The sequence below is a fragment of the Dokdonia ponticola genome, from assembly GCF_042653865.1.
GTDB classification, from domain to species: Bacteria; Bacteroidota; Bacteroidia; order Flavobacteriales; family Flavobacteriaceae; genus Dokdonia; species Dokdonia ponticola.
On the sequence record NZ_JBHSFV010000004.1, the window covers coordinates 207551 to 220813 of the forward strand.

General features: G+C 38.6%; 13 protein-coding genes. 6 read left to right on the plus strand and 7 right to left on the minus strand.

Annotation, left to right across the window (positions count from 1 at the left end):
* Nucleotides 1-11 precede the first annotated feature (11 nt).
* The 3 genes from ACFO3O_RS08930 to ACFO3O_RS08940 are packed head-to-tail and all read left to right on the plus strand — an operon-like array spanning nucleotide 12 to nucleotide 3579.
* Nucleotides 12-704: a glycosyltransferase family 2 protein gene (locus ACFO3O_RS08930; RefSeq protein WP_379978253.1), complete on the plus strand. Its 693-nt coding sequence runs from the start codon at nucleotides 12-14 to the stop codon at nucleotides 702-704.
* On the plus strand, nucleotides 704-2194 hold the full coding sequence (locus tag ACFO3O_RS08935) for a cellulose synthase family protein (protein ID WP_379978254.1): 1491 nt from the start codon (nucleotides 704-706) through the stop codon (nucleotides 2192-2194). Before ACFO3O_RS08930 ends, ACFO3O_RS08935 begins: the two co-directional genes overlap by 1 nt.
* Nucleotides 2191-3579: an MptA/MptB family glycosyltransferase gene (locus ACFO3O_RS08940; RefSeq protein ID WP_379978255.1), complete on the plus strand. Its 1389-nt coding sequence runs from the start codon at nucleotides 2191-2193 to the stop codon at nucleotides 3577-3579. The genes ACFO3O_RS08935 and ACFO3O_RS08940 overlap by 4 nt, the downstream gene beginning before the upstream one ends.
* Here the strand turns inward: ACFO3O_RS08940 and ACFO3O_RS08945 are convergent.
* The 4 genes from ACFO3O_RS08945 to ACFO3O_RS08960 form a co-directional block, all read right to left on the minus strand.
* Nucleotides 3566-5173 (minus strand): ArnT family glycosyltransferase, encoded by a 1608-nt coding sequence (locus tag ACFO3O_RS08945; protein ID WP_379978256.1) that lies wholly within the window; start codon nucleotides 5171-5173, stop codon nucleotides 3566-3568. The genes ACFO3O_RS08940 and ACFO3O_RS08945 overlap by 14 nt on opposite strands.
* Nucleotides 5174-5186: 13 nt before the next feature.
* Nucleotides 5187-5813, minus strand: a complete 627-nt coding sequence (locus ACFO3O_RS08950; RefSeq protein WP_379978257.1) for a lipid-A-disaccharide synthase N-terminal domain-containing protein — start codon at nucleotides 5811-5813, stop codon at nucleotides 5187-5189.
* Complete coding sequence (locus ACFO3O_RS08955; RefSeq protein WP_379978258.1) at nucleotides 5806-6525, minus strand: glycosyltransferase; 720 nt, start codon at nucleotides 6523-6525, stop codon at nucleotides 5806-5808. Before ACFO3O_RS08955 ends, ACFO3O_RS08950 begins: the two co-directional genes overlap by 8 nt.
* 106 nt (nucleotides 6526-6631) lie before the next feature.
* Nucleotides 6632-7501 (minus strand): pseudouridine synthase, encoded by an 870-nt coding sequence (locus ACFO3O_RS08960; protein WP_379978259.1) that lies wholly within the window; start codon nucleotides 7499-7501, stop codon nucleotides 6632-6634.
* Nucleotides 7502-7888: 387 nt separating this feature from the next.
* Here ACFO3O_RS08960 and ACFO3O_RS08965 point away from each other — a divergent pair, with 387 nt between their 5' ends.
* Nucleotides 7889-8503, plus strand: coding sequence for an ExbD/TolR family protein (locus tag ACFO3O_RS08965; RefSeq protein WP_379978260.1), 615 nt, complete (start codon nucleotides 7889-7891; stop codon nucleotides 8501-8503).
* A 270-nt stretch (nucleotides 8504-8773) separates the two neighbouring features.
* Here the strand turns inward: ACFO3O_RS08965 and ACFO3O_RS08970 are convergent, their stop codons facing one another.
* Together ACFO3O_RS08970 and ACFO3O_RS08975 are read right to left on the minus strand one after the other, a co-directional pair.
* A complete protein-coding gene (locus ACFO3O_RS08970) occupies nucleotides 8774-9169 on the minus strand; it encodes a hypothetical protein (RefSeq protein WP_379978261.1) in 396 nt (131 codons plus the stop codon).
* Nucleotides 9170-9188: 19 nt separating this feature from the next.
* Nucleotides 9189-10145, minus strand: a complete 957-nt coding sequence (locus tag ACFO3O_RS08975) for a carbon-nitrogen hydrolase family protein (RefSeq protein ID WP_379978262.1) — start codon at nucleotides 10143-10145, stop codon at nucleotides 9189-9191.
* A gap of 154 nt (nucleotides 10146-10299) precedes the next feature.
* On the opposite strand from ACFO3O_RS08975, the gene ACFO3O_RS08980 reads away from it, so the two are divergent.
* Nucleotides 10300-11583, plus strand: coding sequence for a putative DNA modification/repair radical SAM protein (locus ACFO3O_RS08980; protein ID WP_379978263.1), 1284 nt, complete (start codon nucleotides 10300-10302; stop codon nucleotides 11581-11583).
* A gap of 3 nt (nucleotides 11584-11586) precedes the next feature.
* Complete coding sequence (locus ACFO3O_RS08985; protein WP_379978264.1) at nucleotides 11587-12351, plus strand: TIGR03915 family putative DNA repair protein; 765 nt, start codon at nucleotides 11587-11589, stop codon at nucleotides 12349-12351.
* A gap of 2 nt (nucleotides 12352-12353) precedes the next feature.
* Here ACFO3O_RS08985 and ACFO3O_RS08990 read toward each other — a convergent pair whose 3' ends face one another.
* Complete coding sequence (locus ACFO3O_RS08990; protein WP_379978265.1) at nucleotides 12354-13235, minus strand: geranylgeranylglycerol-phosphate geranylgeranyltransferase; 882 nt, start codon at nucleotides 13233-13235, stop codon at nucleotides 12354-12356.
* Nucleotides 13236-13263: the final 28 nt, after the last annotated feature.

The following is a 13263-nucleotide window of genomic DNA, read 5'->3' on the forward strand; positions in this document are numbered from 1 at the left end:
TGCTACCTATTATGAATCCTATCATCAAAGTTATTATTCCTGCTTACAATGAGCAGGATTCTATAGGTCTCGTTATTAAAGACATTCCTGAGCATGTACATGAGGTCATTGTCGTAAGTAACGCCTCTACAGACAACACAGATGAGGTTGCAAAAAATGCAGGCGCTACTGTATTAAGAGAAAATACTCCTGGCTACGGAAATGCTTGCTTAAAAGGATTAGAATACTTAGCAAATGCCTCTGAAACCATCGACATTGTGGTGTTTTTGGATGGAGATTATAGTGATTATCCAGAGCAACTCACAGCCATTGTGACGCCTATCCTTGAAGAAGACTATGATATGGTGATTGGGTCACGAGATAAACGCTTTCGCGAAAGCGGTTCCATGACCGGCCCACAAATATTTGGAAATTGGCTAGCCACCTCACTCATGCGGCTGTTTTTTAATGCTCGATTTACAGACTTAGGGCCTTTTAGAGCGATGAAGTATACAAGTTTGCTCGCATTACAGATGCAAGACAAAACCTATGGATGGACCGTCGAGATGCAATTGAAAGTGCTAAAAAAGAAAATGAAATACAAAGAAATCCCCGTAAAATACCGAAATCGTATTGGGGTTTCTAAAGTTTCTGGAACCGTAAAAGGTGCTATCTTTGCAGGCGTTAAAATTTTAAGTTGGATATTCAAATATAGCTTTAAGTAATGGTCATAGAATACACAGTCATCACGATATACACCATCGCACTGCTTATCATTTTTGCATACAGCTTATCGCAACTTAATTTGTTATTTAACTATTTGCGTGCACAACGTAAAAAAGATACGTCTCCAAAATTTGACTTATCAGATCCTGAGCAAGTACCCTACATCACCATACAACTTCCTGTCTACAACGAAATGTATGTCATGGAGCGATTGCTTGACAATATTGCACTTCTTGACTACCCATCAGATAAGTTAGAAATTCAAGTACTAGATGACAGTACGGATGAGTCGTTACAAACCACCAAAGAACATATAGAACGCTTACAAAAAACAGGTCTTGATATCAAGCATGTCACCCGTACTGATCGCTCTGGATTTAAAGCAGGTGCCCTTAAAGAAGGCCTTATAGAAGCCAAAGGAGAGTTTATTGCTATTTTTGATGCCGACTTCCTTCCAGAACCCAACTGGCTGCAACGTACCGTTCCTTATTTTATAGATCGTAATATCGGAGTAGTGCAAACCCGATGGGGACATATTAACAGGGATTACTCTTTATTGACCAAAGTACAAGCATTTGCCCTCGATGCCCACTTCACCTTAGAGCAAGTAGGGAGAAATAGCAAAGGCCATTTCATTAATTTTAATGGTACGGCTGGGCTGTGGCGTAAGCAATGTATCCTAGATGCAGGGAATTGGGAAGGCGACACCCTTACCGAAGACCTCGATCTAAGCTATAGAGCCCAGCTTAAAAACTGGAAATTCAAATACCTAGAAGATGTAGAAACACCTGCCGAATTACCTGTGGTGATCAGTGCAGCGCGCTCACAACAATTTAGATGGAATAAAGGAGGTGCCGAGAATTTCCAAAAGATGGCGTCACGAGTTTTAAAAAGCAAGAATATGTCTGCAAAAACGAAGTTTCACGGCATCTTGCACCTATTAAATAGCACTATGTTTTTAAATGTGCTTATTGTAGGGTTACTCAGCATCCCTATGTTGTATATTAAAAACGAATATGCACATCTCAAAACGTATTTTATTGTGATGAGTTTCTTTGTCGCAAGCACCTTGATTTTCTTTGTTTGTTACTGGTTTATGTTTAAAAATATATACGGAGGAGGCTTTAAACAGTTTATACGCTATATCGGAATGTTTTTCACGTTCTTTAGTATTGCTATGGGCTTCTCATTACATAATTCCATTGCCGTCATTGAAGGACATATTGGAAAACGAAGTGAATTTGTACGGACGCCAAAATTTAACATCAGCACTCTTAAAGATAGCTGGAAAGGCAACAAATACCTCAAAAAGAAAGTCTCGCTTCACGTGATTCTAGAAGGAATCTTAATGCTGTATTTTGCGTTTGGAATGTACAGTGCTTTTGTGGTGGGAGACCAAGGTGGTGATTTTGGATTATTTCCATTTCACCTAATGCTTTTTATAGGCTTTGGATTTGTATTTTTTAAATCATTAACCTCCAAAGTGTGATTGCCCGCATTTGGAAATATCATAAACTACCTCTCCTTTTTTCCGTATTCTCGCTCGCTTTTTATGGGGCATTTGCCTATGATCTCGTTCGGTCAGATTTTACAAAGTTACTCACGCTTTATACCACACTTTTTTTCTTGTTCTATAAAATTGTTCAGTTAGGTAAAACAGACTTCTGGCTACTCGCGTTTATCGCGTTTGTATCCCGACTTATATTTCTTCCTGCCATTCCCAATCTGTCTCAGGATTTTTATCGTTTTATATGGGATGGGCGATTGCTGTTAGAAGGTTTTAATCCTTACTTAACTACTCCGTTGAGTTATGTAGAAAGCGGCACCATGGATATAATTGCGCAAGCCAACCAACTCTATGCGGGCATGGGCACGCTAAATGGAAGTCATTACACCAACTATCCGCCTATCAACCAATTGTGTTTTGCCATTGCAGGATTCTTTTCTAGTGATAGCATTTCAGACGCGACAATAATACTTAGGCTTATCATTATTATAGCAGATATGGGTATTATTATCCTAGGCAAAAAATTGCTCGAACGAATGGGAATGCCTATCCACGCTATTTTTTGGTATGCACTCAATCCGTTTATTATTATAGAAATGACTGGCAACTTGCATTTTGAATCAGTAATGCTTTTTTTTGTGATCGCCTCACTCTACCTTCTTCACAAAGGAAAATGGATTTGGAGCGCAGTGCTATTGGCACTTTCAATATCTGTAAAACTATTGCCTTTATTGTTCTTGCCCTTGCTTTTTCAATTCTTGCTTTCGCGAAATAACACTCCGAATCAACACCTATTTCTATCGTGGAAAGGTTGGAAGAACGCTGCCTTTTACTACCTCATCGTCTTGGGAACGGTGGCGCTCACATTTGCTCCTTTTTTAACTGGTGCGTTTGCCGAAAATTTTGGAGCGTCTATTGCGCTTTGGTTTCAGAAATTTGAGTTCAATGCAAGTATCTATTATATCATCCGTTGGTATGGATATCAAACCGTAGGATGGAATATCATAGGCGATGTTGGTCCTTTATTACCCCGTTATGTCGTAGGATTCTTATTGCTCTTGGCCTTCTTTCGGAAGAATAAGACCCTCAAAGCAACGATTACGGCGATATTGCTAGGGATTTCGTTTTACTTTTTGCTGTCTACTACGGTACATCCTTGGTATGTCGCCACACCCCTTATCTTATGTGTATTTACAAAATACCGCTTCCCGTTAGTATGGAGTTTTACGATTATACTGAGCTACTCAGCATACGGACCCGATGGGTTTAAGGAAAACTTAGGATTGGTAGCTTTGGAGTATCTGATTGTATTGGGCGTGTTTCTTTGGGAAGTTTTTAGAAAAGAGGAGAAGCCTATTCTCGTTTAATCAATTTATAAATGTACCCTACCTTCCGATCTTTATAATCCAATCCTTCATAATTCAAATCAATAAAATAAGGGGCGTCATATTTAAATTTAGAAATGTACTCACTATCCTCAATACCTTCTTCACATCCCTGGCAATCAAAAATATAAAATGTATCACCTTCTTTTAGCTCGCTTAATTCCTCAATAACGGGAATCTTATCACCTCTAGCCCAGACCATTTCTGGTGATGTATTTTTATAGGCATAAATTGGCGTTGTATGTTCAATACCTACCCCTTTAAAAAATCCATCAAAATCAAAATGATCTTTACTAGCTTCTTTATTTTTAATGTGTAATGGCCCTAAAGTATACACAACTATCATAAGTCCCGACATGAGCAATAAGATTACACCCTCTATTGATTTTTGATATAGCTTTTTAAGCAGTAAGATACCTATAACACTAAGCAATCCTATAAAAACATAAGTGACCACAGGAGGTTCGATAGGTGTTTCTGTAAATAAAAGATAGATAGCAAACACAGAAACGCCTACAAAAGCAAGACCTATCAATCCAAAAGCGACATACACAGGAAGGGTTTCCCGTTTGTTGGTAAGTGCTTTAAAGCGCCGTATTAGGTATTCTATATAAAACCCTGTGTTCATCGCCAGCGGAATTAACACCGGCATCAAATACCTCGATTTTTTCTCAGGAATTACGGAGAGTAAGACCACAACTAGCAATGTCCACAACAGGGTAAACTGATATACTTTCAGATTAGAAACCCGTGTTTTTAAATACGGATATAACAATCCTATAAACGCAGGAATCGTCCATAGTCCGCTTTGGGTGAAAAAACTCCAGTAATAGTAAAAAGGGCGTACATTATAACTAGTCCAATTTCCTGTTTCTTTTGCTGTAATGGCTGCAAATGTTTCGGGGTCGGCATAGCGAACATAGAGATACCAACTAAATCCTAACGCAAGTCCCAACACCAGAATCCCTGACAGCTGTATCCATTTTTTGGAGGTAGTTGATTTTCGAAAGATGATCCCGTACGCGATTAAAAATGGTAATAACAGACCATACACAGACACGGGCCCTTTACTCAGCACCGAACATCCAATCCCAACAATTACTAAGAGTATATACCTCCAAGATGTTTCCGTAGCGCTAAAAACACGCACGATTCCGTATATGGCAACAAGCGTAAAGGTATGTGCATAAATATCCCAAGGTGCTTCCAATACAATCAGAATCACATAGAGAGAAGTCACTCCGATCAAACCATTATACAAACTGTGGGATTTGTCTAGGGTAAGCTTTCGCGAAAGCGTATACAACAAACTCCCTAACAGCATCACCATGAGCACTGCAGGTAATCGTAATCCCCAAACACTTTTAATGCCAAACACCATGGCTGAAAGTGCCGTTAGCCACGTAGGGAGGGGTGGTTTTTGATACCGTGCTTCTCCATTCATAGTGGTCAAGATCCAATGACCATCGGTAAGCATTTCACGAGCGGTAATGAAGTTGCGGGCTTCCATGATGGTCACTTCTATCACGTCCAAAAATGGCAATAGTAAGACAGCCACCAAAAGGATGATGGTCAATACAGGTCGTTTTTTAACTAGCGCTATCACGTTTTTTTCTGTATAACATAATGTTGCGTGCGTAAATAATCGCACCCATCACATTGGATATAATTAAAACAATATCTTGTCTAAAGATAAAATAAGTAAGTGTCATCAGTCCGCCTATAAGGCTAATTACCCAAAACCCTAAAGGAAGAATGGCTTCTTTATTTTTTTCGGCATACAGCCATTGGTAGACAAAACGCAAGGTAAAAACCACTTGTGCTATGATTCCTAAGATCAATAACCACTGTGCGATATCTGGGTTGTTCAATAGGTTTTGAATGTCATAATCACCATTATTATACCCATAAACAATAATCAAAACAGGGATTAAAAAGAATAATAACCGACTCCACTGCGGGATTTTAGCCCATTGTTTTTGTATTTGCAAATTACGGATATAGATAAAATACGTCAGCACCTGTCCTAGCATGAGTGCAAAGTCAACCCGTAAATATCCATAAATAAATAACAAGAAAGATCCTGAAAGACTGAGCCACCAAAAGAAAAGCGGGGTGACTGATTTTTTTTGTTTTTCAGAGAGAATCCATTGCGAATACATACGTCCACCAAAAAGGAGCTGGGCAATAATCGCAAGGAAGGAAAACTTATCCACGGCTTGTTTTCTCTACGGTATAGTTGATATATTTTTTCTTCATCCATAGGTAAGCAAAACAGTCCATTAAAGGCCCTAGCAACCGATTCCACAATCCAAACTTTGCTTCTCCCGCAATACGTGGAAAATGGCGTACAGGCACTTGCTTGATCTTCCCATTTTGAAGTAAAATCATCGCGGGTAAAAAGCGATGTAATCCTTTAAACATAGGAATCCGTTTTGCATAATCTGTCTGTATAATTTTAAGCGGACAACCCGTATCGTCCATCCCGTCATGGGTAAATGCTCGACGGATACCATTGGCTATTTTGGAAGACATATTTTTGACAAAACTATCTTTACGATCGGCGCGAACACCTGTGACTAAGACACAATCATCCATCTCATCGAGGAGTTTATTAAAATCTTCGGGGGTCGTCTGGAGGTCGGCATCTATGTATCCAACCAGTGGGGTATCCGTATGGTCAAACCCAGCTTTGATTGCCGCGCTTAACCCTGCATTTTGCGCAAAAGAAATGTAGGTAAATCGCTCATCGCGATTACAAATTTCTTCGATATAGTACTGACTCTTGTCTTTAGAACCATCATTTACAAAGAGTATTTTACAAGGTACTGTCGCCATTTTAAAATACTGAAGGAATTCTTTTTCTACACGCTGAAGATTATCTTCTTCGTTATACACAGGAACTACAATGGTAAGTCGATACGACATAAAATACAGTTAGATACTCGCAAGATACTTTTTTCTAAAAAAATATGAACTCATCTTAACTTTTAGTTTTTAATCGAAAAGAAAATAGAAAAAGTTAAGATGGGTTCTACATCATTTTTAGGTTAATGACTTCTTGCTTTGTGAGGTGACGCCAATTCCCACGAGGTAAATCTTTTTTGGTAAGCCCTGCAATCGTCACACAGTCTATTTTTACCACCTCATAATTCAGGTGTTCAAAAATAGTGCGGATCACACTGTTTCCTGTGTGTTTTATTTTGATACCGACTTCTTTTTTTGGAGCGCCATCTACAAAGCTAATCTCCTCGATAGTGATCTTTTTTCCTTCAACGGTCAGTCCTTCTCTAATACGCTCCATATCGGCTGCCTTTACATTTTTAGACAACTCAACATGATATAATTTTGCCACCCCAGATTTTGAGTTTGTAAAACGTTGCTGTAATTCGTCATCATTTGTAAACAAAAGCAATCCTGTAGCGTTACGCCCTAATCTCCCAATAGGTTGAATTCGTGAACTCGTTGCTTTAGCCACAAGATCCATCACCGTATTTCCTTTTTCATTACTAGTAGTCGTTGCAAAGCCTTTGGGTTTGTTTAATAACACATAGGCTTTGGCTTCTGGATTAATACGACGCCCATCAAAACGAACATCATCTCCTAGTTGCACTTTATAGCCCATCTCATTAATCACTTTCCCGTTGACAGTGACATTTCCAATAGAAATGAACATATCGGCTTCACGGCGTGAACACACCCCTGAATTTGCAATGTATTTATTTAAACGTATGGTACCGTCATCCTTTCTTGGAGGATTTGGTTTTGCTTTTACTTTTGGCTCTTTTCCTTGCGTGTCTTTTGCGTTAGATCGAACATCTTTCTTCACTGCTTCAAATCTCCCCTTCGGTTTTGGTTTCGGCTTTGACTTTCCTTTCCCTCTTCTAGGTGCATCTTTACTCATGGTCTTCATATTTGGGTACAAAGGTAGCTTTAAACTCTGAAATACATACAAAGAAACTTCGTTCATACTATTTTATGGCATATCTCTTGATGCATAGTGGAAATTAGACGGGAAATTTTATCCAGACATACTAGCCTTACCAAATTATATTTAATAAAAGAGCTACCAGCCAAAAGTAGATTTTTAGTTAATTAATAATTTCGTCTCAGATGATATATTAGAACTTTGTGATGAAGGTGTGAAGTACAATAAAAGATAGCATTTTATCAGTTTTAGCATAGCATCGCTATGGTTACACTTAAAAATGAAACGTAGTGTTATATTTTGCAGTAGTTCACATCTGTAATAAATTTTCTAATGCATCATCTGGGTTTAAACCATCAAGTTATGTCAAAACGCACAGCACCCGAAGTCAATGCAGGATCTATGGCAGATATTGCCTTTTTACTCCTCATCTTTTTCTTAGTCACCACCACCATTGATAAGGACAAAGGAATTGCCAGATTACTCCCATTAGAAACAAATCCAGAAAAGGTAGAAGTTAAAGAAAAAAACATCTTACCTATTTTTATTAATGAGCAAGGTGAGTTTCTTGTCAAAGAAAAAATCACATCCATAGAAGAAGTCGCTGCTATAGCCAGGGACTTTATAGATAATGGAGGCGCAACCTCTAGCGAACTTTTTTGTAGCTATTGTCAAGGAGTACGGAATCCTTCCTCATCCGACAATCCAAAAAAAGCGGTCATTGCCATTAATGCCCACAGAAAATCTGCGTACAAGAATTACGTAGCCTTGCAGAATGAGTTAGCTACAGCCTATAACAATTTACGTAACCGTGAGTCACAACGGTTATTTGGATATCAATTCACAACCATTAACCAAGAAGTCCAAGAAGGCCGTTACCAAGGTGACCTTAAAAAAGTAAAAGCGGAATTAAAACAAATCAGAGAATTATATCCTCTTTTAATTACCGATGCTGAGACAAAAAAGCAGGAGCTATAATTAGTAGTCTTTAGCTCTTGGCTTTTAGTAGGTGGTTTCGATACATTTCGGCAAGCTCAATGCAACGCAATTTTTGCGAAAAGCAAAAATCACTCAACCACCTGTCTTTTCAATTTCGGTTTCGGTTTTAAAATAGAGTGTTACTCTATTTTAGAGTACTACTCTATTTTGAGACCCAAGGTTTGTATTCACAACAGTTCCTTCTCCATTTTGGAAGATTAGTGCCTGTGCTGAACTTGTTTCAGTAATGAGGAGTATTATATATTTTGATTAATTATTTTGTTCTGCTGATTTTAATGGAATATTAAATTCGTGGCTTTTCTTTTCCTTATTAAACCAGACTTTAATATTCAATGTGTCATTTTCTAAGTAGTTATTTGGAACATTAATCTCTGTTCGCATAGTTGTCTTATTTTTCGTCCCTAAAACTCGAATTCCAGCGCCATTTATTAAAAGAGTATGAGGATCAATATTTGTTAAGATAAAATTAGTTTTTGTTGGTGTATTGTATTCTAAAAAGTTTTGTCCGTTTTCTATTTCAACAACAATTTTTTGATTACCAACTTCATAAATCAATTCGACTTCCTTTGAACTTTCCGTTTTACAGCTAAAAACTACAAAAGTTAATAGTACTAGTATAGTATTGATATAATTAGGTTGTTCCATTTTACTTCAAACTTGTAAATCAATTAAATTTCACCGTACGCTGCCGCTCCCTATTCACACTTAATTGCGTAACATCTGGGCGTGAGTAATGTCCTACAGGATCAAAGTTTTGTCGTTCTTCATACACCCGATTAAAATCAATCGTGTGATAGATATTGCCTTCGGTTTCAATATCGGGATGTAGGATAAATTCCCCATCAGGTCCCGCGATGCACGAACCTCCATTGGACAATAATGTAGGCGCATTTTTTACCAATTCATCATAATGCGGCGTGTCTTTTGGAAAGTCTGACACCTTCATCCGACTCGACACCGAAATCACAAAAGAGCGCGATTCTCTGGCGATGAATCGGGTGATATCTTTGGTATTATGATCACTTCCAGGCCAAACGGCGACATGCAAATTTTCACCTTGCCCATACAAAGCTGCGCGGGGTAATGGCATCCAATTTTCCCAACAATTGAGGCCGCCGATAGTGAATTGTTTCAACGGATGCACTTGCAATCCGTGACCATCACCAGGCGACCATGTTAAACGCTCATCATAGGTAGGCTGTAACTTTCGATGTACCGATTGGATCGATCCTTGCGGATTGATATACACCAGTGAGGCATACAAACTATGACCGCCTCGATCTTGTGGGCGCTCAATAATCCCTAGGTAGATGGCGATGTTATGCTTTCGCGAAAGCGCACACACCTCCTCTAAATCTCCTGCCTCTATATCGACACAATTACGAGCGTAATGTGCATGTAATTCTTTGACTACGGTTTTATTCCACTCCGCACCGCCTGTGAGTGCCAACCAATAGGGATAGCCTGGCAGCAAGCCTTCGCCAAACACAATCAATTCGGCACCTTCCTGAGCTGCTTCGGTAATGGCTTGTCTAATTTTTGTGAGTGTTGCTTCTTTATTGAGCCAAACGGGCGCAATTTGCGCCATGGCAATCTTAAGATGATTTTCGGGTGTTGTCATTAAAATTAATTTGGTTTAAAAATACAAAAATGATAGTCGGTGTATGAAGTGTTTGCTTTCCTGTCTGCCGACAGGCAGGCGCGAAAAACGTTAAACTTTTGATCATCTCTTTGATATTTAGAAATATTCCATATTTTTGGATTAAATCCATTTTATGAACTTCGATCGAATCAAAGAAAAACTCAATATCCTAGCCGATGCTGCCAAATATGATGTTTCCTGCTCCTCCAGCGGAAGCAAACGTGCCAATAAAAACAAAGGATTGGGCGATAGTAGCGGGATGGGTATTTGTCATAGTTATACCGAAGATGGACGGTGTGTTTCCTTATTAAAAATATTACTGACCAATCATTGCATTTTTGACTGCGCCTATTGTGTGACACGTAAAAGCAATGATATTAAAAGAGCGGCTTTTAAGGTACAAGAAGTAGTGGATTTGACCATTAATTTTTACCGTAGAAATTATATTGAAGGGCTTTTCTTGAGCAGTGGTATTTTCAAAAGTGCCGATTATACGATGGAACGCCTTATTGCCGTCGCCAAAAAACTGCGTGAAGAAGAAAACTTTAATGGTTACATCCATCTGAAATCTATTCCTGGAGCGAGTGACGAATTAATGCGAGAAGCAGGCCTCTATGCCGATAGATTGTCTGTAAATATTGAGATTCCTTCGGCATCTGGACTTAAACTATTGGCGCCTGATAAAAAACGAGAGGATTTCTTACAACCGATGCGTAAGGTAAAAAATGAGATCATACAATACAAAAGCGAAAAGAAAATGATCAAAAGTACGCCTGTCTATGCACCTGCGGGTCAAAGTACCCAAATGATTATCGGTGCTACAGGAGAAACCGATGCACAAATCATGTATACGAGTGCACATTTTTACAAAGAGTATCAAATGAAGCGGGTATATTATTCCGGTTATATCCCGATTAGTTATGACGAGCGTTTGCCATCTATAGGCACAGAAGTCCCTATGCTGAGAGAAAATAGATTATATCAAGCGGATTGGTTACTGCGATTTTATGGCTTTGACGTACGCGAATTACTCACCAAAGAACACCCGAACCTTGACGCCGATGTAGATCCTAAATTGGGATGGGCGCTGCGAAATCTCGATAAATTTCCTGTCAATATCAATACAGCAGATCGTCGTACACTGGCTCGTATTCCAGGAGTAGGCATGCGGTCTGTACATAAAATCATACAGGCAAGACAGTACCGCAAACTCAACTGGGAGCATCTTAAAAACATAGGCATTGCTATGAATAGAGCGAAGTACTTTATCACTTGTGATTCCAAAGATTTTGAAATCAAAGACAGGACACCTGGTCAACTCAAAAGTGTGATTCTGCAAGAGAGTACCAGTAAATTTAGAAAGGCGTACAGTTCGCAACTCAACCTGTTTGACTCTCAATCTTTACCTACACTATAAGCGATGGCCATCTTTAGATATGACAGCACCTTTGAAGGATTTCTCACCTGCATCTTTGACTTTTACGAGCAGAAACCTACAACACTTTTTATAGTACCCCAACATCACAATGCCCTTTCTTTTTTTGACACTCCAGAAGATATTAGTACAGATCCTAAAAAAGCACAACGGGTTTGGGAAGGAATACAACAAAAAGGAGGAAGAGAGGCAACAACGGCTATTTATCGGGCATTTCTTAGTGAAATTGAAGGCATAGAAAACACATTATTATCCTATAGTATTAAGTGCTTTAAGGAGGGGCTATCCATCACAAATTATGCAGATCCCGATGTGTTACGCATCAGTAAAGTTGTTAAAATGGTAGGTCGAGAAAAACATCGGATGGATGCTTTTGTACGCTTTCGCGAAACGAAAGACGGTATTTATTTTGCCACCATAGCTCCTGATTTTAATGTATTGCCGCTTAATTCGAATCATTTTAAAAAACGGTATGCAGATCAAAAATGGCTGATTTATGATCTCAAACGGAAATATGGGATTTACTATAATCTACAAACCGTAGAGACCATTGAACTACAACTATCGTCAGATATCAATATAGTTTCTAAAACAGCGATCTACTTTACAGAGGAGGAATTACAGTATGAAGCATTATGGCAAAACTATTTTAATAGCACGAACATTGCTTCGAGAAAAAACATGCGATTACACGTACAACACGTACCAAAACGTTATTGGAAGTATTTAAGCGAAAAAAGACCTTCTTGAGTTTATGACACATAAAAAGGCACAAATCGAAGCCACTCGCTCGGTTCAATTAAGACAATACAAAATACCCCTGCCACGATAATAAATTTTAAGATATTATGAAGCAATAAGTAATGGAGCTTTTCTTGTGACTTCCATAGAGCAGCTAAGAAAAAGAGCAACGCAATGACACTGGCATAAAAATACACATACATATACCCTATTTCAAAATGATTGATTAAAAAATAAATAGGAATAATGGTCAAACCTGCAAGTGCTGTCAGCATCCATTTTGAGGTACGTTCGCCAAAAACAACAGGAATCGTATGGTAGCCTTGCACCAAATCGCCTTTTAGATTCTCTAAATCTTTGGTAAGTTCTCGCATCGCAATGACTAAAAACAAAAAGCTGGCATGTACAAAGATGACCGTATCTAGGTTTTTATAATAAAGAAATATGGCAAAGAAAGGAGTGATGGCTAAAAGTGCCGCCGTTAGATTTCCTATAAAAGGGTATTTTTTAAGCTTGTGCGAATAGATCCAAATCCCAAAAATATACCCAGCAAAAAACACCACCGCTCTAAAGGACACGTAACTTGCAAAAATGACAGCCAGAAAATTGAGAATAAAGTAAAAAGATAGTTTTGTATTTTGACTTACAAGCCTGTCCAGCTGTGTTTTTCGAGGCCTATTGATTAGATCTTTTTCAGAATCATAAAAATTATTAATAATGTAGCCGCCTGCAATGGTTGCCGCAGAAGCGAGAACGAGCATTAATAAACTAACATCAAATAAAATAGACTTGAGGGGAGTATCGGGAGCAATAATAAAAATAGCGGTTAGGTACTGTGCCAGTACAATCATAAGAATATTATATCCTCTCACGACAGAGAACAAGCTAAACATCTTAAGAAGTAGATGTTTATTTTTTCGC

Excerpts from the sequence above, each read along its gene's own strand:
- ACFO3O_RS08930 (WP_379978253.1), top strand. The coding sequence starts at position 12 with ATGAATCCTATCATCAAAGTTATTATTCCTGCTTACAATGAGCAGGAT.
- ACFO3O_RS08935 (WP_379978254.1), top strand. The coding sequence starts at position 704 with ATGGTCATAGAATACACAGTCATCACGATATACACCATCGCACTGCTT.
- ACFO3O_RS08955 (WP_379978258.1), bottom strand. The coding sequence starts at position 6,525 with ATGTCGTATCGACTTACCATTGTAGTTCCTGTGTATAACGAAGAAGAT.
- ACFO3O_RS08960 (WP_379978259.1), bottom strand. The coding sequence starts at position 7,501 with ATGAGTAAAGATGCACCTAGAAGAGGGAAAGGAAAGTCAAAGCCGAAA.
- ACFO3O_RS08965 (WP_379978260.1), top strand. The coding sequence starts at position 7,889 with ATGTCAAAACGCACAGCACCCGAAGTCAATGCAGGATCTATGGCAGAT.
- ACFO3O_RS08970 (WP_379978261.1), bottom strand. The coding sequence starts at position 9,169 with ATGGAACAACCTAATTATATCAATACTATACTAGTACTATTAACTTTT.
- ACFO3O_RS08975 (WP_379978262.1), bottom strand. The coding sequence starts at position 10,145 with ATGACAACACCCGAAAATCATCTTAAGATTGCCATGGCGCAAATTGCG.
- ACFO3O_RS08980 (WP_379978263.1), top strand. The coding sequence starts at position 10,300 with ATGAACTTCGATCGAATCAAAGAAAAACTCAATATCCTAGCCGATGCT.
- ACFO3O_RS08985 (WP_379978264.1), top strand. The coding sequence starts at position 11,587 with ATGGCCATCTTTAGATATGACAGCACCTTTGAAGGATTTCTCACCTGC.
- ACFO3O_RS08990 (WP_379978265.1), bottom strand. The coding sequence starts at position 13,235 with ATGTTTAGCTTGTTCTCTGTCGTGAGAGGATATAATATTCTTATGATT.